Consider the following 18,636-nt stretch of genomic DNA (forward strand, 5'->3'; position numbering starts at 1 on the left):
TTCCTTCTCTCCTGAGACCGCTAGAAGGAACGACACATGGAACATGTCAGAGAGGAGCTCGATCGCCTGATCCAGCAGCGACGGCTCGGATATTCCTCGATCTCGCGGATGATCGGAAGAAACTCGTCCTACATTCAGCAATTCATCAAGCGTGGATCGCCGCGCAAACTGGATGACGATGACCGGCGCACGCTTGCCAGCTTCTTCGGGGTCGACGAGCAAGTGCTTGGCGGACCGCCCGCACCCATGCGTGACGGGTTGATCGAAATACCCGTGCTCAATGTCGATGCATCGGCGGGCTTTGGAGCGATTGCCGAAAGCGAGACCGCCCATACCCGCTTCGGTTTCGACGAACGCTGGCTTGGCCGGTTGACCCGGGCGAAGAGCGCCAGCCTTTCGATCATCCACGTCTTGGGCGACTCCATGGAGCCGACACTCAGCGATGGCGACGAGGTGCTGGTCGATGCATCGGACCAAGGCTCGCGGCTGCGCGACGGTATCTACGTCCTGCGCGCCGACGATGCGCTGGTGGTCAAGCGCGTGACGCTCAAGCCCGGTGGCCGCAATATCACCATCAGCAGCGATAATTCGGCCTATCCGAGCTGGGACGATGTCGACCGGTCCGAGATCCAAGTGGTCGGACGGGTCATCTGGTTTGGGCGGGCGGTATAGAAAGCTCTCGTCGGCTCAGATCCCGATTTCGAAATGCTTTACCCTTTCCTTCGTGAGTTCGGGCTTGTCACTTGCAGGCGAAGGGCTGCGGACATCCTCGTCTTGCGAAAGGCCCTTGGCCGCTGCCGCCTTGAGCCTTTGCGTTACTTCAAGGGCCGACGCTTTCTCGCCGCTGTTGGACTTGATGGCCCGGCCGAGTTTCTCGGCATTATCTGCAATCAGCGTAAGGCCGTCGCGAAGCCGGGTGACCGTGACCAGGAAAGTCTGCCGATTGGCGAGATTGCGTTCGCGGCTGTCCATCACTGCGATCCCGCGATCCGAAGTAAGTCCCTGCGCCATATGCGCATTGAGGGCGTAGGCGAGGTCCATGCATTTGAGCATGGGGTCGCCGCGGTTCAGGCGGAGCTCCTTGCCCACTGATGTCTCGACCAAGACGCCCTTTGTGTCGATGGCCACGATCCTCGCCTGGTCGGCGTTGAACAGCCCGCGCTTGTGGTCGTTGTCGGTCCAACGGATTTTGTCACCTTCAATGATGGACAGCGATTTGCGCTCGAAGAGCGACAGCCGGCTATCGTCTGCGCCCGGCCGCAAGCGCGCGGGATTGAACTTGCGAAGCCGTCCTTTCCTGTCCTCAAGCACGAGCTGCTTCCGCGCATGGTCAATGGTCTTGACGGTGTAGTCACCCTTGGAGAGTTTCTGGGTGCTGTCGCGCGAGCGGAAGTTAAGGACCATGCCTGGTTGGTAAGTGCGAAGATAGCGCAGCTCCTCGTGTGTCACATTCACCCGCGAATGAACGGTCAGCCGGCCCGATCGTGGGCCGAGCTCGCCGTTGGCCTTGAGTCCGCACTGCACAGCCTCGTTGACCGCAGAACGTAAGGCCCGTCCCGAAGCGTAGATCGACGTCCGATCCCGATCCGCCGGGCTGAGCGAAAGCCACTTTTCGGCAGCAACAATCGCGCTGTCCCCACGAGCTTCGATGGTTGAAGGAGCAAGAGCCTGGAGCGCATCGTCGATGCGTCCCTCCTGCGCTGCGGCCTGGGCTCGCCGCAGTATGGGATCGCGGCCGCGTAAATTCACATCCATGTTGGCGCGCTCGATCCCGGCCTGCTGGACGAGGTCGAAGGGCTTACCGGCATCGACGGCGGCTAGCTGTCGCTTGTCGCCGACGAGAACCAGGCGCTGGACTTCTGCAAGGTTCGCCAGCCGTACCAGCTTGGCCTTGTCCTCGTTCGACACCATCGACGCCTCATCGAGCACCAGGACATGGTCTCCGAGAGCGCTCCGAGCCTCACGCAGCAACGTGGCATTTCCCGGCTCGTGCAGAAGCCTGCCCCATTGCGCGAGAAAGCGGGCGATGGTCATCGAACGGATGCCGGTGTCGCGCTCGAGCATCTGGACGAGCGTGTTCTGCACGGCGAGCCCCAGTACCTGCTTGCCTTCCTCGCGAAGCAGCTGGGCAACAGGCTTCATCACGCTGCTTTTGCCCGCCCCGGCTATGCCCTGGATCGCTACGGTCCGGTCACGCGACGAAAGGACAAGGCCAGCCGCATTCTCCTGTCCTTCGTTGAGCGAAATTCCGTGGTTGAGCGCAGCAACAGCCTGAACCCGCTCTGCAGCGTCCGCCCGATCCAGGATGGGCAACACCGCACCTCGTCCCTGGTCGACATTCGCAATAATGGTGCTTTCAAGGTCAAGCGCCTCCCGGCTCGCCAGCCAGCCTTTGTGCTCGCCTTTGCCGGATTCGAGTGCGCCGCTTCTGATCAATGCGTTCACACGGGTTTCGATGTGGTCCACCGTCGTCGGCAGCCCAAAATCGAGCGCCGCCTTCAGCAATCCCTCACGGGGAAAGGCTGCCTCGCGCTGCGAGAGATGGCGCACCGCGGAAGCAACGGCCTGCGCTGCCGCGATGGTCGGTGCATCTTGCTTGAGGACATGGGCAGGGATCAGTGGATCCGCCGGATTGCCCTTGATCCGCTGCGCGAACTCTCTCAGCTTCGCAATTCCACGCTGCAGAAGGTTCCCTTCTTTCGAGCTGGGAATGTCCTTTGTTGCAGCGCGCATCTGCGACGCATCGATCAAGCCGGTAAGGTCAATCCCGACTTCCTGGGATTTCTGCCGCCACCCATCGAGAAGGCCTTCCCGGTCCCTAACGGGCGCCTTGCTTTTCCTTGTATCGAGCACAGCAATGTCGCGGGTTTTCGGAGTATTCTCCCCCAGCTGGCGTACCGCGTCGAGGACTTCTTCGCGCCGCGTCGAAAAGGCCATAACTTGCTGGCGGGCAATGCCCGCTGCTTCGAAGTTGCCATGCTTTCCAACCGGCCCAGCCTCGTAGCCCATTTTCTCGACTGCCAGACGAAAGCGAGCCATGGTCATCGAGTTGAGCAGCGTGTTGAACGACCAAAGTTTGTCGTTGCGAAGCGCGCGCCACTTTCCGTCGCTGCCTTGCGTGACATTCGCCACGACCGCGTGAAAATGCAGGTTTGGCTCCTGGTTGCGGTTGGTGTCGTGCTGGAAAAGACCAATCGTCAGGTTATCTGTCGCGACCTTCCCGTAACCAGCCTGACTGCCCATCCGGGTCTGCGCCGCGTTCTTTTCTGCCCAGCGCAAGGTCTCGATGACGGCCTCACGATAAGCATCGATAATCCGCTGGTCGCCGCCCACCAGCGCGAGCAGCGACCAGCTTTTCGGGAGTGAAAATGTGAGGTCGGTTCCCGGCCTGTGGGCCTGGCCCGCGTTGCCGACCTGGATACCGCCGGGAAGCTCTCCCCGCAGCAAGGCATCGAATTGCTCGGCGCTGACGCGGCCCTCAAGGCCAAGTCGTTCCGCTCCCTTCCCGACCCAGGTTCCGGAACGATCGGCATCGGCGCCGGTGTAGTAATTGTCTGCCGCGAAATAGCTCGCAGCAGCCGAAGGGGAGCGCACATTGGCGACGGAAAGCATCCAGTTTGGTCCTCGTCACGGCTCCCCTCGCGGCCGGGTAATCCCTCCCTATTTGCCTTTCACATGTCGGGCTCGAACTCGCCGAAATCCTTTTCCGGAGGATCTGCGACCGCACCTTCACGCAGGTCTTTCTCGACCGGTATGAGAGGCTGGCGCCCGTTGGCAGCTGAACGGCCTCGTTGCGTCGAACCAGCCTTGCCACCTGTGTCATCGCCGGCGGTTCCGGGTTCGGACGGATGCTGTTCCGCGCCCATTGCTGGTGCATCCTCACCGGTTTGCACTGCGGCGAGAGGTAGCGTTGGACCTGCATCCAGATGCGTATCGGAACGGGTTTCGGCACCGAGCTCACCAGTAGCGCGTCCTGCATTCAGCTTTTCAAGCGGCACAGGCTCCTGCCGATCCTGCGGTTCATCGGCGACACGGCGCTGCCCCTCCAAGTCGAGTTTGAGCTGCTTTGTATCGACAGGTTTACCGGCACCGTCGTCGTTCGAGGCGGGATGCTCATCAATCGGTTTCGAACCCGGTCTTGCTTGAAGCGCCGTTGCCGCAGGACCCTGGTCAGGCTTAATGAGCGGTTTCTCGCGGGCGATGAATCCCTCGGCAATACGGCCACGCGTGCGCGGAATGAGCGATACCGGCGCAGCGGGGAATCCGTCGGGAAATTTGATGTAGGCCGACAACCTCGGAAGGTTCATAAACTGGTCGGGCAGGAGCAATGGCTCGATCTGCCGCCTCGGCGTCAGGCTGACCGCATCGCGCGCATTGTTGTACCCGTAGCTATAGCCTTCTTCCATGTCGCGCACCTGCCGGTGGCCGATGAAATCGGAGCACCAGGTCGCTGTCTCTCGATCGGCCGTCGCTAGGATGAGCTTCGTTCGCGCAAGCGAGGAAAGTGTCATGGCCATGTTCTCGCCGTAGACTTCCTTGAGCTTGGCAAACGCATGCACCCCGGTGACGATCGCACCGCCGAAGTTGCGCGCCGTTTGCAACCCCTTTTCAAGCGCCGGTAGTCGGTGAAGGGCACCGAGCTCGTCGATCAGGAACCACATCCGCAGGTCATGTGTGCGCTCGAGCGTCATCAGCGTATTCATCGCCGTGTCGAGCCACAGCGTCAGCAACTGCGAGGAGATGCTCATGTCGACATAGCGGGCAGAAAGGAACAGGATCGAGCCCGCCTGGTAGTCGCCTTTGACCCAGTCGCGGACCGAAAAGCGCGGTCCGGATGAGGGCAAAAGCTTGAGCACTTTCGCATTCGCATTGAACACAGCGCGGATCGATTCCGCCATGCGGGCCGCTTCCGGAGCGGTCAGCGGATCGGCCATGGTACCGCGCATCAGCTTATGCACCTCGGACAGATCAGCGGTCATCAGCCGCCGTGCCAACGCCTCATTGGTTGCAGTGCCGGTACGGGCAAGATGAAGACACATCTCGACAAACAGCATGCGCGCCGCAAGCACCCAGAACTGTTCTGAACCACCCCCGTCATGGGGCACGAGCGCTTCAGCGGCAGCATGAAACTCAGCTTCCGTCGTGCAGTCGTTGAACACGCTCCAAAGCGGGCACCGCACATCGACAGGATTGAGAATGATGTCGCGTGCAGGATCGTAGAAGGCCTCAATGAATGCCCCTGTGAGGTCGAAAATGACCGCGCGCTGGCCGCGTTCACGCGCTTCGGCAACAAGTTCGGTGAGCGCCACGGTCTTGCCGGTTCCGGTCGTACCGATGAGCATGGCGTGGCTCTGCTCGAGCCGCCACGGCCAGCTTACACCGGCGAGATGTGCGGGTTGGTAATGGCCTGCTTCGGCCAGCGCCGACGAGCTCGCAAGCCGCCACTTCCAGCCAAACTTGCGGCCCAGTTCTTCGGCCCTGAATGCCTTGTTGTGACGCTCGATTTCTTCTTCGAGTTCGTCGAGCGAAACAAGCATTGCGCCGCGCTCGTGCTTGCGCTCCTTTGACCGACCGCCAAAGCGCTCGGCGAACCACCAGAAGAACACGAAGGCCGGGATCAGCAGTACTGCCGAAACCAGCAATCCCTGCTTCACTGCCGTACGAAACGCCTCGACCGCCTCGCGCATCGGCGGGAACTCGCGAACGATGCCGAACGGGAGGCCGACCCTTTCGCCGTCAAGCAGTTCAAGGTTGACCAGCTTGGCCGGATCGAACTCCATGAAGGCATAGAGACTGGCGTAGATATGCATCCAGACCAGGTAGATCTGGTGATCACTCAGAGCCGACCGCACCTCCCAATAGCAGGTGCCGACCGCTACCAGGCCGGTGACAATCAAGGGGCCCTTCAGGCCGGCTGCAAACATGAAACCAAAGTGGCCGAGCAACTGGCTCCCGCGGGTGAAATTCAGGAGATTATGCTTCATGGGATTGGCCTCCCATGTTTGCGTTGACGAGGAGGCCAAGACGCTCGAGGCGTCGCCGGTATGCCTCGTGAGTACGGTCGCGCAAACTCGCGTCAGGGTGGCTGGCCAGAAGCGCATCGAGCGCCACCGAAATGAAGATTGCCTGGCGCGCGGGATCGAGCCCTGCGGGCCTGTCCTTCGCCTCGTTATCGCGCTGCCACGCTGCGACGATGAGGTCACGAATAAAGACGCTGACACTGACGCCATGGTCCGCGGCACACTGGCGAACCCAGTTACCCACGGAGAGAGATACGAATGTCTGAAGCCGATCTTGTCGGGTCATGAAACAGGTTCCTTGTCGGGCCGACGGAACCTGGCTCACCTTGCGGAAGGTGGCAATGAGAATAAATCGTGAACAACTCGCAGTCAATCGAAAGATTCGGACTATATTTCAAGGTGATAGATGGATGTGAGTTGTCAGCGGATCAGCGCAAAGCCGCTCTACTCGCAGACGGGTTGATTTCGCCCAAAACCACATTCTTTAGCAATAACAGAAAGATTAATCCCGAAATCGCGGGGTAGGGTGTGCTCCTTTGTTCCCAAGTGCGCGAGGTGGTCCAGGCAATGAGGGGGATTCATCAAGGACGACTTTTCCCGATCTCCATGTTGGAGCGCGAGCAACCAAGCCTGGCAGCTCACAGCATGCAGATAGAAAGCAGTTGGACGCCTCCAGCCGAAGACAGCACCTGCGAAAGAGGCAGCGGCCAAGGGCGCGTGGGAAGCAAAGCAAGCGGGACCTGTCGCGTGCCCAAGCTTCCCGCCGCCCGACCCGGTGCCGGTTCGCAAGTGCGCGCGGGGCCCAAGAACAAATTACGCCGCACCCTCAGGAGCGCATCGCAAGATGCGCGGGACAGAGTGCGTCCACAGCCCCGCTCCACTTATCGGGCGGCGCCGCATTGCGGTGGGCGGCCGTCAGAGCAACCGACCGAACCGGTTTCTTGTGCTTCGATGGACTACCCGGCGAACAAGAAAAAAGGGCAGGAACCGCTTCCGGTTCCCGCCCTGTCGGAAGTCTCAAAACTCGTCGAGCATGCCGCCGTGGACCGTGTGGACCACCCGCGCTGCGAGATGCACTGGCAATATGTTGTAGTCACCCTCGTCGAGGGCAAAGTACCCGAGTTCGTCATCCTCGATAACGTGCTGATCGAAGAAGCTGTGCAGCGCTCTCTTCTCGGCTGTCTCCAGAGCCTCGAAATAGCTCCGTGACGGAAGGGCGCAATGCATCGAATAAGCCATGATAATCCTCCTGATTTCTGTCGTGAGACGACAGGAGGTGCGCGCGATGGTCTTGTGCATCCCGGGTCAGGGATCGCCCGGATGGGCGACCGCGATAGCGGCGGTGGGGGTAACGATTTTGTTCGCCGCCGGATGCAATCCGGTGGCGGGCAAAATGGTGGGGCCCCGCCGTCCTTGAGGCGGGAGGCGCAAGGCCATCATGCTGGGAGAACCGTGAGCAAGGACCCACCACCTCCGCCCAATATCAAACATCTGCTGCGTGCGAATTGTCTTTCCTACACCCCGATGACGCGGGCATGAAACCAACCGGGGAGCAGATCCGAGGGGGACAAAAGGACAAGTAACATGCCCCGAAACAGGAGCGCGATAGCAGCCCTGCAAAAGCTCGAAGCAGACCGCGAGGCGCTCGACGCCAGACAACGCGAACTTGAAGTGCAGGCGGCCAGAGAACTCGGCGAAATCATCCTGGGAAGTGGTCTCGAAAGCTTCTCGAAGAGGGGCCTGAGGAAGGTTGCCGAAGAACTCGGGAAACTCGGCGAGGATGCCGCGATCGAGAAACTGACGGGGCGCGGTGCAACACGTGCTTCGAATGCAGCGCCGGGAACCCAGTAACCCCAGAGGAAGAGGCCCTGCCGCTTGCGGCAGAGCCTCTTCGTAAGGGGACGATCGGGATCGATGTCAGTCGATATCGGGAGCGTCGGTGTTGTCGTTGTCGTCGCTCGAACCACTACCGCGGGAGAGGAAGTCGACCTTGTCGGCGAGGATCTCGGTGCCGTAGCGCGTGACCCCGTCCTTGTCCTCCCACTGGGTGTAGTGGATGCGGCCCTGCACGCTGACCAACTGGCCCTTGGAGCAGTACTGCCCGACGGTCTTGGCGAGGCCGTTGAAACAGGTCACCCGGTGGAACTCACTTTCCTTGGCGGTATAGCCGTTCTCGTCCTTGTAGGTCTTGCCGTCCTTGTCGCGTGCGGGGCGATCGGTGACGACGGTGATCCCGGTGACGTTGGTGCCTCCCTTGGTCTCGCGGGTGTCGGGATCGCGGGCGATGCGGCCGGTGAGGATTGCGATATTGGTCATGATAGTAGTCCTTCAGTTCCTCAAACCGGAGACCATCTCCGGCTTGCGAACTTGCCAAAGAAGCAGGGCATGGGAGGACTGCACCGCAGGAGCGAAGCTCCAAGGGGAACCTGTTCATGACGGGTGGTGCGGGCAGGCGCGCGAAGCGCGACCACACGGCCGGAAAGGAACGGGTTGCTGTACTCAGCTGACCTGATTCAGGACTGTTCGCGAAGAAAGCCGGATGGGTATCGGGTGCGGGTCTGAAGGTGCCAAGACCCTACTGCAATCAGCCTGCTCCATCGCCTTCCGATGCCGCCAGTAGATCCATGAAGTTGCGGGCTGCTTCCCGGTCTTCCTCGTTCTCGAACGCCACATCGAGATCGGGGGCGGACCCGAACATGTGTAGGAACGACCACAATGCAAAGCGCTTGCCCCGATCCTTCTCAAGGCCGAGATCGACCCGGCAATGTTCAATGCCGGCTGCAAAGGTGTCTGGGGCAACCCCGGAAAGGTCGCTGGTGGCAAAGTAGCGCTGTAGCAGAACGTCAAGTTGCATGACCGGTTCATATTCGGGTCGGCGCTGAATGCACATCCAGGCAATTCAGATGAAGATGATGAAGGGCCCCTCAGGACCCAGGAGAAGTGCCCAAGAGGCCGCGACGATCGACCACGGTGATCCGGCGCGTCTTAGCATCGATCACCAGTCGTTCGGTGACGCCATTGCCCGGAAAGGCGACGACATAACGCGGATTGAGCGAGAGCATCTGCTCGTTGCGCTTGAACCCGGCGCGGGCACCAAGCCGACGATCGAGCGAATAGGTCAGCTGCTGGACTTCGCGGCGTTCGGCCCAGCTGGCGGCCAGGCGATCGGCACCCTTGCCGTCGCCGCCATGGACCAGGAAGAGATCGGGAACCACGTCGCGAACCTTGTCCAGCGTCGCCCAGATATTGTCGGCATAAACGCGCGCGTCCTCGGCGCTTTCGAAGCTCTGGCGACCACCGGCGAAAACCACCGGAGTGCCTTCCGGGATCAGGGCATTACGCCGGTTCTCGGCGCGTGCGCGGAGGAAATCGCGGGCATCGATCACGGCCGAGGTAAGGTTTCGCGAATGGCTCGTGCGCGAGCCGGAAACGGGCTTCCACGAGGAACCGGTCTCGTCGCGGTAAAGTGCTGCCGCAGCCTCGCGCATCTGCTCGAAGGCCAGCATGCTGGCTTCGGCGGCCTGCGCGCGCTCGACCTGCTCTTCAAGATTGCTCGAATGCACTTCGGAGCCATCGGCGGATGCAAGGAGGACCCGGATCTCGTCGCTGGCCTGGTCAAGTTGAGCCGACTTGCGGCTGGCGGCGCGGTGGAAAAGGTTGACCATACCCCAGGCAATATCCTCGGCATCTGCTTCCAGGGCAGTGTCGGAAAACATCGCAAAAAGGTCGGACCAGACTGCGCCAAGCGTCTGTTCGATCGCATCCTCGCAGGGAAAGTCGGTCTCGTTGAATGGGGCCGGCCTGATGCTGAGGCCTGAGAGATCGAGGCCGCTCAACTGGTCGATGAAGCTGTCGTACATGAGGTGTCTCCTGATCGCGGGGACAAGGCGAGGAGGCACCATTGCCTCGGTCCTGTCCGCCGGAGCCCGATCAGGGCCGGGACAAGGGGCGAGACGCACCGCGAAGCGGGAAACCTGCGGCCCTAGGCTGGCGCGGGTAACACGGGCCGACGGGCCGCAGGTTGCGGCGCGCCCCGACCGGCCCAAGGGCCTCTCCCGGCGGACTGGGATGAGGCAGGATCAGGACCCGGTGTCGCACTTCGATCGGGAGCGCTCGAAGATCGCTTCGCCATTCGAGAACCGCCCGACCAGGCGCAGATCCCCGAACAGGTCGATGAACCTATCCGACACCTGGGTAAGCCAGTGCCGTGCCCTCGCCGTTCGTGGGTTGTAGAAATCCGCCTCCCAGTACCGGGCATCGTCACGCTCGGCGAGCCAGATCGCGGCAAGGCCGCAATAGGTCGATATGCCGCAATCGGCGAAGGCGTTGCGCAAGAGGATTCTGTCCTCGCGGCCGCGCCATCCATCGAAACGCTCGAAAGAAGGAAAGGTCGCCTTCGTGTTATCGATGACCTCGTCGACGAGGCACTCGTAGACCCAGTCGACATCGTCGCCTTCGCCCTCATCAAGCAGGCGAAAGGCCACCACGGAGCCGGTCGGATAACTGACGGAACGTCCCATCTCACTGCTCCTCAGGCGGCGTCAGCAAGGTCGATATCGTCCTCGCTCTCGCCGAATTGGTGACCCCCAAGATCAAGCAACAGGCTGGCCGCTTCCTCGGCCTTGGCCGCAGCGGTCAGGATCGCGCGCTCGTCCGATTTGAGGATCTTGAGCCAGGACGCGATGTAGCTGGCGTGATGGTCGAGGTGGGTGACCGGAAGACCCAGTTCGGCCCCGAGAATGGCCGAGGACAGCTCGGCGATCAGTTCCTCGGCAGCATAGGCATCGCTCCCGAAGCGGTTCTTGAGATCGCGGTCGAGCCGCGAAGAATGCCCCGTCCAGTGCGACAGCTCGTGTGCAAGCGTCGCGTAGTAGTGGTCATAGGCTTCGAAGAGTTCGGCTGGCGGCATGGTGACCCGGTCACGCTGCGGCTCGTAATAGGCCTGGGCTCCAGAATGCCGCAGGTCAGCGCCGATCTCGGCGAAAAAGGTATCAAGCCGCTCTTCGCGTCCTTTGGGCTCCAGCGCGGCAATGAGTGGCTTGGGATGATAGAACTCGGGGAGGCCGTCGCACTGGTCGGCATTGAACACGGCATAAGCTTTGAGGACGCGCCGGTACTCGGTGTCAGCTTCGCCTTCGGTGTTCTCGACCTCCTTGGTGTAGTTCTTGTAGAAGATCGCGATGGTCGATTTCTCGCCTTTGCGGACCTGTCCGCCGAGCGCCTGACACTGGCGGTAAGTCATCCAATAGGGCGAGACGTAGCCGTTGCCATCGGCCACCATCCACAACCAGAAGGTATTCATGCCGCGATAGGGCGTTCCGCAGGAGCGCAACGGCCGCGAGACGGGCACACCGCGCCAAGGCTTGACCCAGGGCTTTGTGCCTTGCTCGAGTTTTTCGATAATGGCGGCGGTAATGCGCTGGGCTGGCGAAGTCGAAGTAGTGCGGCGGGACTTGGTCATGGGAGCTCTCCTGATCGCCGGGACGGGCATGCCCCGGCTCAGGAAAGGCAAAGCTCCCTCCTCTCTCTTTTACATGTGGCGGCTACCGCAGGCGCGAGCTTCATCTCACGCGCTATTTGTTCAATAGACACTTCCAGAGGTGTCGAGCGCGGAGGATAGCCCAAACCTTTTCTCAGGAGGCGACTTTCGAAGATCAAGGCATGCATCGCGGTTGCCACCGGACAGACCTCAGAACTCCTCGTTCGCTAGTTTTTCGCCTGGATCTCTGGCCAATGCTCGCTCACCAAGGAGACCACGAGCTGCTCACCTCTTAAAGAAAGGCGATCGATCCATTCATCATCCATCGCCGAAAAATTGGTTCCATAACCAGCAACTGTGTCGCCGGATATAAAGTCATCTGGTTTGTTCGAGAGTCGCGCGTCGTCTTGTCCGAGATACGGCATTATGAAGCCACCGATCCTTCCGGCTCGTTGCAGATCGAAGAGCCGAGTGGTGGATGCGTTCTGAGCCCTCGCAAAAATGCTTTCAAAAACTGCTGCCATGCGTGCTGGCATTAACGACGAGGGCTCGCCAACATCCAGCGAGTAGCCCGCACGACATGCGATCAATTTGTAAACCGGATCAACCTCCAAGCTTATGGAGTGATCGCGGTCCGGCCAAAACGGCATCAAGCCGAGATTGTCGTAGACTCCTCCGTCAGTGAGTGAGATCCGATCAGAGCGCTTTGTTCCGTTGCGCTCGAACTCAACGGTGGTATCAAGCGCTGGCAGTGCCAACGGGTATGCTGCTGATGCTGCGACTGCATCTGCCAGGCTTGTATCTTCGGAGGTCGCTGAACCGTATCGCCAGCAATGCAACTTTTCTCTTGTAAAGTAGAACGCAGCCTTTGCGCGCAACTCACAGGCGACTATGATCAACCTGGGTCGATCACCACGCAATTCGGACAGGCGCTTCGAACCAAAGACTTTGTCGAAAACTCGCCTCAAAATTGTCGTTCGACTTGCTCTGCGGTGGAGGATCGTCCGGTATGGCCAGCGATCGCGGCGTGGACTCACTGGCAATAGTGAAATCATCAGCTTCGTCGGCAAAGCGGCCAATCGATCAAGGGATATGAGCAAGACGGTGAAGAGCGCCTTCAGCCCTTCCAAACTAAAGACCGCTTCGTAGGCTGCCGGCCAGACAAAACCTTGTCGCAACTGAATAGCCCCTAGTTTTCTAGACGCCCTCGGTGCTCATCATCTGCTGCCGTTCGAACTCTACGGGTGACAGCATCCCGTTTCTCACATGCTTGCGTATCGGGTTGTAGAACATCTCGATGTAATCGAACACATCCTGTCTGGCCTCGTCTCGTGAGCGATAGGTCCGCCGCCGGACGCGTTCGCGTTTGAGCAGGTTGAAGAAGCTCTCGACCACTGCGTTGTCATGGCAGTTGCCACGGCGGCTCATCGAGTGCTCCAGATTGTGGGCCTTCAGGAAGGACGTCCAGTCCATGCTGGTGAACTGCGATCCCTGATCCGAGTGGATCAGAACCTTCCCTTTTGGCTTCCTGCGCCACACCGCCATCAGCAATGCCTGCAGGACCAGGTCGGTGGTCTGGCGGTTCTGCATCGACCAGCCCACTACGCGGCGGGAGTAAAGGTCGATCACCACCGCCAGATAGGCAAAGCCTTCCTGTGTTCTTATGTAGGTGATGTCGGTCACCCATGTCTTGTCCGGTGCCGCGACATCGAACTGGCGGGCCAGCGTGTTGTCGACCACCCTAGATGGCTTGCCGCCATAGCTGCCCGGCCTGCGCTTGTAGCCGATCTTCGCTTTAATACCCGCCAGACGACTGGCGAGACGCGCCACCCGGTTCGGGCAGCAGGTCTCGCCCTGATCGAGCAGGTCGTCGTGCAGTTTGCGGTAGCCATAGACCTTGCCGCTGTCTTCCCACGCCTGCCGGATCATCGCAGTCTGGCGAACATCTTCCTTCGCCCGTCTGCTCAGCGGGTTCTTCAACCAGGCGTAGAAGCCGCTGGGCTGGATGCGAAGACACCGGCACATCGCGCGCACCGGGAACAGCGTGCGATGCTCGGCCACGAACGCGTATCTCACTTTGCATCCCTGGCGAAATACGCGGTGGCTTTTTTTAGGATGTCGCGCTCCTCGGTCACCCGCTGCAGCTCGCGCTTCAGTTGCCGGATCTCGGCGTCCTTTGATCCATCTTCGGGCCGCTTTGCGAACTGTCTCTTCCATGCATACAGCGAATGCTGGCTCACGCCGAGTCGCTCGGAAACCTCCGCCACCCGGTAGCCCCGCTCGGTGATCTGGGCCACCGCATCGCGCTTGAACTCATCGCTGAAATTAGCCTTCCCCATCGTCGCCTCCTGTCCTCAAAATTAGGAAAGAAAGCGTCCACAAATCTAGGGGCTATTCACACCCCGTTAGGCGACATCCATGCGAGGTTTGGGTTTATCGATGACATCATCATGCCTCATGCGCACGTAACGAATGAGCGGCGGATTGCATCAGATGCCGAGAGCTATCCCGAGCAGTTGACGGAATATGAAACGACACCGAAAGCCGAACACCTTCTTTCCCCGGAATTCGTTGAGGCGTGGCAAGAGCAGTTCGGCGCAGGTTTTGACGAAACCCGAGCGCTCGTAGATGCGATTGAAGACATTGGCATCAAGGCGGAGTCCGCTGTTCAGCAGCTCAAGAAAAGTGAACTTCTAGCGATCGGTGACGGGGCTTGGCCAATTACCTCCTCTTCCGTCGCGAGCCTCTTAGACGCACTTATCCACTTGCCGCGTTCCACATGGCGGGAAACGCCTGACGGGTTCGAGGATCGCGACCGGCATCCTTGGCGCTTCCGCCGACAGCTTTCGCTACTACGGCGCCCATTGATCCAGCTTGATGAGGATAGCGATCCAACGCTCATATTTGCTCCTGGCCAGATGCGCGACAGTTTCAAATATATGCTTGGAAATCTGCTTCGCGGTGAGTTCCCGCAAACTCAGCTTTCGCCGAAAATGAAGCGTTGGGCTGGCAAGGCTGCCGACAAGAAAGGACACGATTTCACGCTGAAAGTAGCGGAGCGCTTGAGAGAACTCGGATGGTGCACCGAGACCGAGGTGACAATCCCCAAGATCTTGGGCGAGCGCCAAGACAGGAACTACGGCGACGTCGATGTTCTAGCATGGGATTCGAACAGCCGCCGGGTATTGATCGTTGAGTGCAAGGATGTGCATTTTCGGAAGACCTACGGCGAAGTGGCGGAGCAACTCGCTGATTTCCGGGGCGTCATCCGTGAGAATGGAAAGCCCGATTATCTGCGTAAACACCTTGATCGCGTCGAAATTCTTCGCGGCAATATCGACGCTGTGGCGAGGTTCACCAAGGTCGCCGATTTGACCGACGTCGAGAGCCACCTAGTTTTTGCGGACCCGGTTCCATTGGAGTTCGCACTTGCACAGATGTCCGAGCAGGTTCGTATCTCACATTTTGATCGCCTAGGCACGGCGCTGGTCTGGGAAGCACCATAACTTCGAACTGTTCGAGAACACGAGCGAAACGGCAGTTTCGTGTTCCAGGCAGTAGGAGATCGTCCCTAGTTCCGTTCAGCCGCGCACATTAGATTGGCGCACCTAATGATCACATTCTTGGGATCAAGCCCCACAATACACGGGTAAGGCCCCCACGAAATTCGAGTAGTTGGAACTGTCATCCTTACAGCGCTAGTGCGACTTCTGAACCCCCAAGGCCTCCAAGACGTGAGGAGAAATAACATCAGGATCATACGGGAGGCGCAACGACGGCTTTTTATCCTCAACCTGGAACTGTGTGCCAAAGATTTGCGGCTGATTTGTCGCCAGCAAAAAGCGATCGAGGGAAGCTGCCGCAATCCAGCGTGCGGACGGTTCACCGCGTGCCAGTGCGACCATCGCCAAAGCGTGTGCTTGTAAATAATCCGATGGCTCTTCGCCGTGTTGAAAGATGAATGCAGCGAAATAAAAGTCCCTTCCTGATTTCAATTGACCTTCCCGCAGCAAACTCTTTGCTCGATTCCGCCTTTCTCGATCCCGGAGTGCCAGCAAATGCAGCCCTTGGTCATCTAACGAGGCAGCGTCGCTTCTTTCGCGCTGGTCTTCGTCAAAGATCGACGCGATTTCGCGGTTACTTGGGCGAAATCTAAGGTGACTATAGCGGGCGTTTGAGTCCCAATCTTCAAATGCGCATTTTCCCTCACTCGGAGCCCTCAGCATGGTGAAAGGCTCAAAGGGTAGCAGTTTAAATGAAAATTCCCCCTTGGTTTGATCTACGGGACTTAACTCGATGATGTCGGGGTTGTCAGGGTCACCGGGATCTTCAAACGCAATTGCGAGAGTACCTTCCTGTTCCTCAATCCAAAGAGATCTTCGCGAGACGGCGGGGCCGGACACCTGCCAAAAATCTTCTCCGTCCGTCAGATATTCAGACGGTGCAAGAAGAGAGGCACTCCACGCTTCCTCCTTGGTCAAATCAATTCGGAAAATTGCCTGACTTTCTGCACAAACGTACCATGAACCTTGTAGACCCGCCAAGCTGCTGGCGTCTGTCCGCCCCGCATGCAAAGCACCCGCCCCTAGGAGGCAAAGAGATATCGGCACAGTTCTAAACATTCTCAGGAATGCGCCACTTCGTAGGACCTGATCATATCCCATTACAAAGCACTCCAGATAGCTAAGCAGAAAGCGCGGGGACCTGCTCACCAATATCGGTCACAAAGCCCAAATCAGGGCTAGGGAAAAACTTAAACTGCTCAATGTACTTTTGGTATTCCGGGTCACTCAGCACATCGGGAAACAGGTTTTGGGCGCTGGACGCATCCCAGTCGCTTAGGGTTCCCCAAGCCAGAAAGTGGCAAAACGCGTCGGTGATAGGAACCTCTGGGCATTTATTCTCCAAGAAAAGGAATTGTCCGCTCTCGTTCACTTCCAAGAAGACAACTTCATCGTCAGGCGTTATGATAAAATCAAACGCCCCATACGTTAGGTTAAGCTCCTTCATTAGCTGCAAGCACTTCTCGAATAAGGACGGTGATAGCTCATAGGGATAGCACTTTACGCCACTCAAACCAGACATTCTCCAGTCTACGATTGCCTTTTCATGTCCCTGGGATTCGATCGCTATGCCGAATTGTTTCTCCCCGAAGATAGTTACCCTCGCCTCATACTTCTTTTCTATATATTGTTGGAAGATAGCCGGCTGAAGTCTTACAGCTTCGTCAGTGCGCGAGGAACGTGGCGGGAAAATTGCCGAATAGGCGTGCCAACTCGATTGCTCTCCCTTCCAAGTGTGAGGAAGAAGCGATTTGCAAATGAGCCGTCCTCGAGCTTTCTCACGGAAGCGCTCCACCTGTTCAGGTGAGTTGGTGATTAGGGTCTGTGGGATTTGCAAGCCGAGTTGTGCCGCAATAATCAGTTGCAGATGCTTACTGTTTCCAATCATCTTAGCTGGAAAATCGTTGACCATCAGACTCCCGGCATTCTTGCACATAACATCAATCATCGACAGAATTGATTTCCGGTGAGCTTTGTGAATTTGCTCTATATATGGCCGATCATCTTCGTGGATTTCAAACTCCTTGACGGAGTCTCCCGCCGTCCGTCGGAGCCAGACGGTATCATAGACGACATCAGGACCCAGGATCGTTTGGCTCTCGGTTGAGAATGACCACCCGTCGCCCACGTAAGTGGTTTGCTCATCGTAATAGGGAATGAGGCTTGGCATAAAGAATTCGACCTGAACACCCCTCCTCTCCAGCAAAAATGCCATTACGTAGGCCGTGTGATCTTGGGGCTCTGCGACGATAAGCACACGTGGGGATCGAAAATTGGTCATTCTAAAGCTCCGAGATACCTCTCTCCAATGCTGTGAATTGGCAGCAGAGTTCGATGAGATCTAACATGAATTGGAGAAATTCCTCCCATCTTCCGTCTTGGGCCATGCCGCGGAATGCCGGCGTGAAAGAGTTTCCATAATGATAAATCATGGGGCCTAGCGGAAGAAAGGGTGCTGAAATCACTCCTCGATTTGCAAGATTTCCATGAAAAATTGCGCGCGCCACACGTCCATTGCCTTCTTTTAAAGGATGAAAAATTACGAAGACCGCGTATAGAATTACCGCCTCCAACAACGGAGGAAAGGATCGACGCGCTCGGACATTCTTCAATTCCGGATGCCATAGCCGCGAATTCTCTACATTTATGTATTTCCAACCCGCAACATGCCCCATCCGTGGCTTGACTATTTCATTGTTGCGAAATTGGGCCACTTCGCCGAGCAATTTTGAGCCCATCTCAATGGCCCACTCAGGGTTGACTTGCCAATCGAGGAACTGCTCCCATCGCTCGACGAGAACCGGCTCCGAGCATAGCCTTTCTTGAAAGGTCGCCAGGCTCGGCGCGCGGTAAGAAATCCGAGGATGCGTCGCTATGCGCTCATCGTGCAAAGAAACAGTTTGCAGGAGTCCCGAGGCTCGAACTTCGCTCCCGTAGCTCCGCCACACTGCATTTTCGTAGTATCGGTTGAGCGAGGTGACGACACTCTCCAGCTCACAATATCGTTCCGTCAGGTGCGGTGAGCATTCCGGTAAGGTAAATCGGTCCTCTCGCATTGCGACCCTATTGAGCAAAGCCATCGAAAAAAGGGCGCCCGTAGACGCCCTTTTTCACTTAGTCGGCGTCGACGCCAACGTCATAGTCGGGACGAGGGAATGTGGGCTCCCAAGCTCCTCTGTCGCCGACTTATTTGCCTCGGACATGGATCTATTTGGGCACCAGCCGTCCATTTGGATGCGCAGCTTGCTCGACGATGTAGACCACCGGTTCATACCAAATTGCCCCGGTATCGGGGTCGACGCATTTTTCTAGGTGCCCGCCCCAAACATAGTTCTTCCCGTCGGCGTCGCTGCGTGGCGGCAAGCTCATTGTGCTCCGTCGCACCGGCATCTTCGCGCGCACTGGCACACCAAAGATGAGCGGCATGGGCTGGAAATAGATGCGGCCATTTCGAGTGGCGCTACGCGCAAGCGGTCGAATTACCTGCTCACCGGTCTTCGGATTAATGAGCCTCTCGAATATAGGTTCGAGAGGCACGGCGTCGGGCGGCGGATTGGCGTTAGCGTCCACTGTG

18 protein-coding genes are annotated in these 18,636 nt (G+C 58.5%); 3 read left to right on the plus strand and 15 right to left on the minus strand.

The window, feature by feature from the left end:
- The first annotated feature begins 36 nt into the window (after nt 1–36).
- Entirely contained in the window at nt 37–672 is a 636-nt protein-coding gene (locus ASS64_RS14230) for a S24 family peptidase (protein WP_067695850.1), read from the plus strand.
- A 15-nt stretch (nt 673–687) separates the two neighbouring features.
- On the opposite strand, the gene mobF is transcribed toward ASS64_RS14230, so the two are convergent.
- The 4 genes from mobF to ASS64_RS14250 all read right to left on the minus strand — a co-directional run bounded on the left by mobF (nt 688) and on the right by ASS64_RS14250 (nt 7,259).
- Nucleotides 688–3,612 (minus strand): MobF family relaxase, encoded by a 2,925-nt coding sequence (gene mobF / locus ASS64_RS14235; RefSeq protein WP_067695853.1) that lies wholly within the window; start codon nt 3,610–3,612, stop codon nt 688–690.
- Nucleotides 3,613–3,671: 59 nt separating this feature from the next.
- On the minus strand, nt 3,672–5,984 hold the full coding sequence (locus ASS64_RS14240) for a type IV secretion system DNA-binding domain-containing protein (RefSeq protein WP_067695856.1): 2,313 nt from the start codon (nt 5,982–5,984) through the stop codon (nt 3,672–3,674).
- Nucleotides 5,974–6,306 carry a hypothetical protein gene (locus ASS64_RS16480; RefSeq protein WP_083508388.1) on the minus strand — a complete coding sequence of 111 codons (333 nt, stop codon included), beginning with the start codon at nt 6,304–6,306 and terminating at the stop codon, nt 5,974–5,976. The genes ASS64_RS14240 and ASS64_RS16480 overlap by 11 nt, the downstream gene beginning before the upstream one ends.
- Nucleotides 6,307–7,037: 731 nt before the next feature.
- Nucleotides 7,038–7,259 carry a hypothetical protein gene (locus tag ASS64_RS14250; RefSeq protein WP_067696232.1) on the minus strand — a complete coding sequence of 74 codons (222 nt, stop codon included), beginning with the start codon at nt 7,257–7,259 and terminating at the stop codon, nt 7,038–7,040.
- Between the two features lie 345 nt (nt 7,260–7,604).
- On the opposite strand from ASS64_RS14250, the gene ASS64_RS14255 reads away from it, so the two are divergent.
- Nucleotides 7,605–7,871 carry a DUF6437 family protein gene (locus tag ASS64_RS14255; RefSeq protein ID WP_067695862.1) on the plus strand — a complete coding sequence of 89 codons (267 nt, stop codon included), beginning with the start codon at nt 7,605–7,607 and terminating at the stop codon, nt 7,869–7,871.
- A gap of 66 nt (nt 7,872–7,937) precedes the next feature.
- Here the strand turns inward: ASS64_RS14255 and ASS64_RS14260 are convergent, their stop codons facing one another.
- The 7 genes from ASS64_RS14260 to ASS64_RS14290 form a co-directional block, all read right to left on the minus strand.
- A complete protein-coding gene (locus ASS64_RS14260; RefSeq protein ID WP_067695865.1) occupies nt 7,938–8,336 on the minus strand; it encodes a single-stranded DNA-binding protein in 399 nt (132 codons plus the stop codon).
- Nucleotides 8,337–8,604: 268 nt separating this feature from the next.
- Nucleotides 8,605–8,874 (minus strand): hypothetical protein, encoded by a 270-nt coding sequence (locus ASS64_RS14265; RefSeq protein ID WP_067695868.1) that lies wholly within the window; start codon nt 8,872–8,874, stop codon nt 8,605–8,607.
- Between the two features lie 70 nt (nt 8,875–8,944).
- Nucleotides 8,945–9,880, minus strand: coding sequence for a DUF2493 domain-containing protein (locus ASS64_RS14270; RefSeq protein WP_067695871.1), 936 nt, complete (start codon nt 9,878–9,880; stop codon nt 8,945–8,947).
- Between the two features lie 219 nt (nt 9,881–10,099).
- The gene (locus ASS64_RS14275) at nt 10,100–10,540 is read right to left on the minus strand and encodes a hypothetical protein (RefSeq protein WP_011413780.1); all 441 of its coding nucleotides are present in this window, start codon (nt 10,538–10,540) and stop codon (nt 10,100–10,102) included.
- Between the two features lie 11 nt (nt 10,541–10,551).
- Entirely contained in the window at nt 10,552–11,481 is a 930-nt protein-coding gene (locus ASS64_RS14280; RefSeq protein ID WP_067695873.1) for an ArdC family protein, read from the minus strand.
- Between the two features lie 245 nt (nt 11,482–11,726).
- The gene (locus tag ASS64_RS16485) at nt 11,727–12,677 is read right to left on the minus strand and encodes a patatin-like phospholipase family protein (protein WP_157075204.1); all 951 of its coding nucleotides are present in this window, start codon (nt 12,675–12,677) and stop codon (nt 11,727–11,729) included.
- Between the two features lie 19 nt (nt 12,678–12,696).
- A protein-coding gene (locus tag ASS64_RS14290) for an IS3 family transposase (protein ID WP_157075205.1) occupies nt 12,697–13,838 on the minus strand; the annotation gives its coding sequence in 2 pieces (ribosomal slippage) (nt 12,697–13,601 and nt 13,601–13,838; 1,143 coding nt in all).
- A 111-nt stretch (nt 13,839–13,949) separates the two neighbouring features.
- Here ASS64_RS14290 and ASS64_RS14300 point away from each other — a divergent pair.
- Nucleotides 13,950–15,005 (plus strand): hypothetical protein, encoded by a 1,056-nt coding sequence (locus tag ASS64_RS14300; RefSeq protein ID WP_067695885.1) that lies wholly within the window; start codon nt 13,950–13,952, stop codon nt 15,003–15,005.
- Nucleotides 15,006–15,197: 192 nt separating this feature from the next.
- On the opposite strand, the gene ASS64_RS14305 is transcribed toward ASS64_RS14300, so the two are convergent.
- The 4 genes from ASS64_RS14305 to ASS64_RS16745 form a co-directional block, all read right to left on the minus strand.
- Entirely contained in the window at nt 15,198–15,980 is a 783-nt protein-coding gene (locus ASS64_RS14305; protein WP_067695888.1) for a hypothetical protein, read from the minus strand.
- A 202-nt stretch (nt 15,981–16,182) separates the two neighbouring features.
- Nucleotides 16,183–17,277 carry a hypothetical protein gene (locus tag ASS64_RS14310; protein ID WP_198147725.1) on the minus strand — a complete coding sequence of 365 codons (1,095 nt, stop codon included), beginning with the start codon at nt 17,275–17,277 and terminating at the stop codon, nt 16,183–16,185.
- Between the two features lie 67 nt (nt 17,278–17,344).
- Nucleotides 17,345–18,142 (minus strand): Fic family protein, encoded by a 798-nt coding sequence (locus tag ASS64_RS16490; RefSeq protein WP_083508390.1) that lies wholly within the window; start codon nt 18,140–18,142, stop codon nt 17,345–17,347.
- 127 nt (nt 18,143–18,269) lie between these two features.
- Nucleotides 18,270–18,632: a hypothetical protein gene (locus ASS64_RS16745; protein ID WP_157075206.1), complete on the minus strand. Its 363-nt coding sequence runs from the start codon at nt 18,630–18,632 to the stop codon at nt 18,270–18,272.
- Nucleotides 18,633–18,636 lie beyond the last annotated feature (4 nt).

Origin of the sequence: Erythrobacter sp. AP23 (assembly GCF_001542855.1) — a bacterium.
Classification (GTDB): domain Bacteria; phylum Pseudomonadota; class Alphaproteobacteria; order Sphingomonadales; family Sphingomonadaceae; genus Qipengyuania.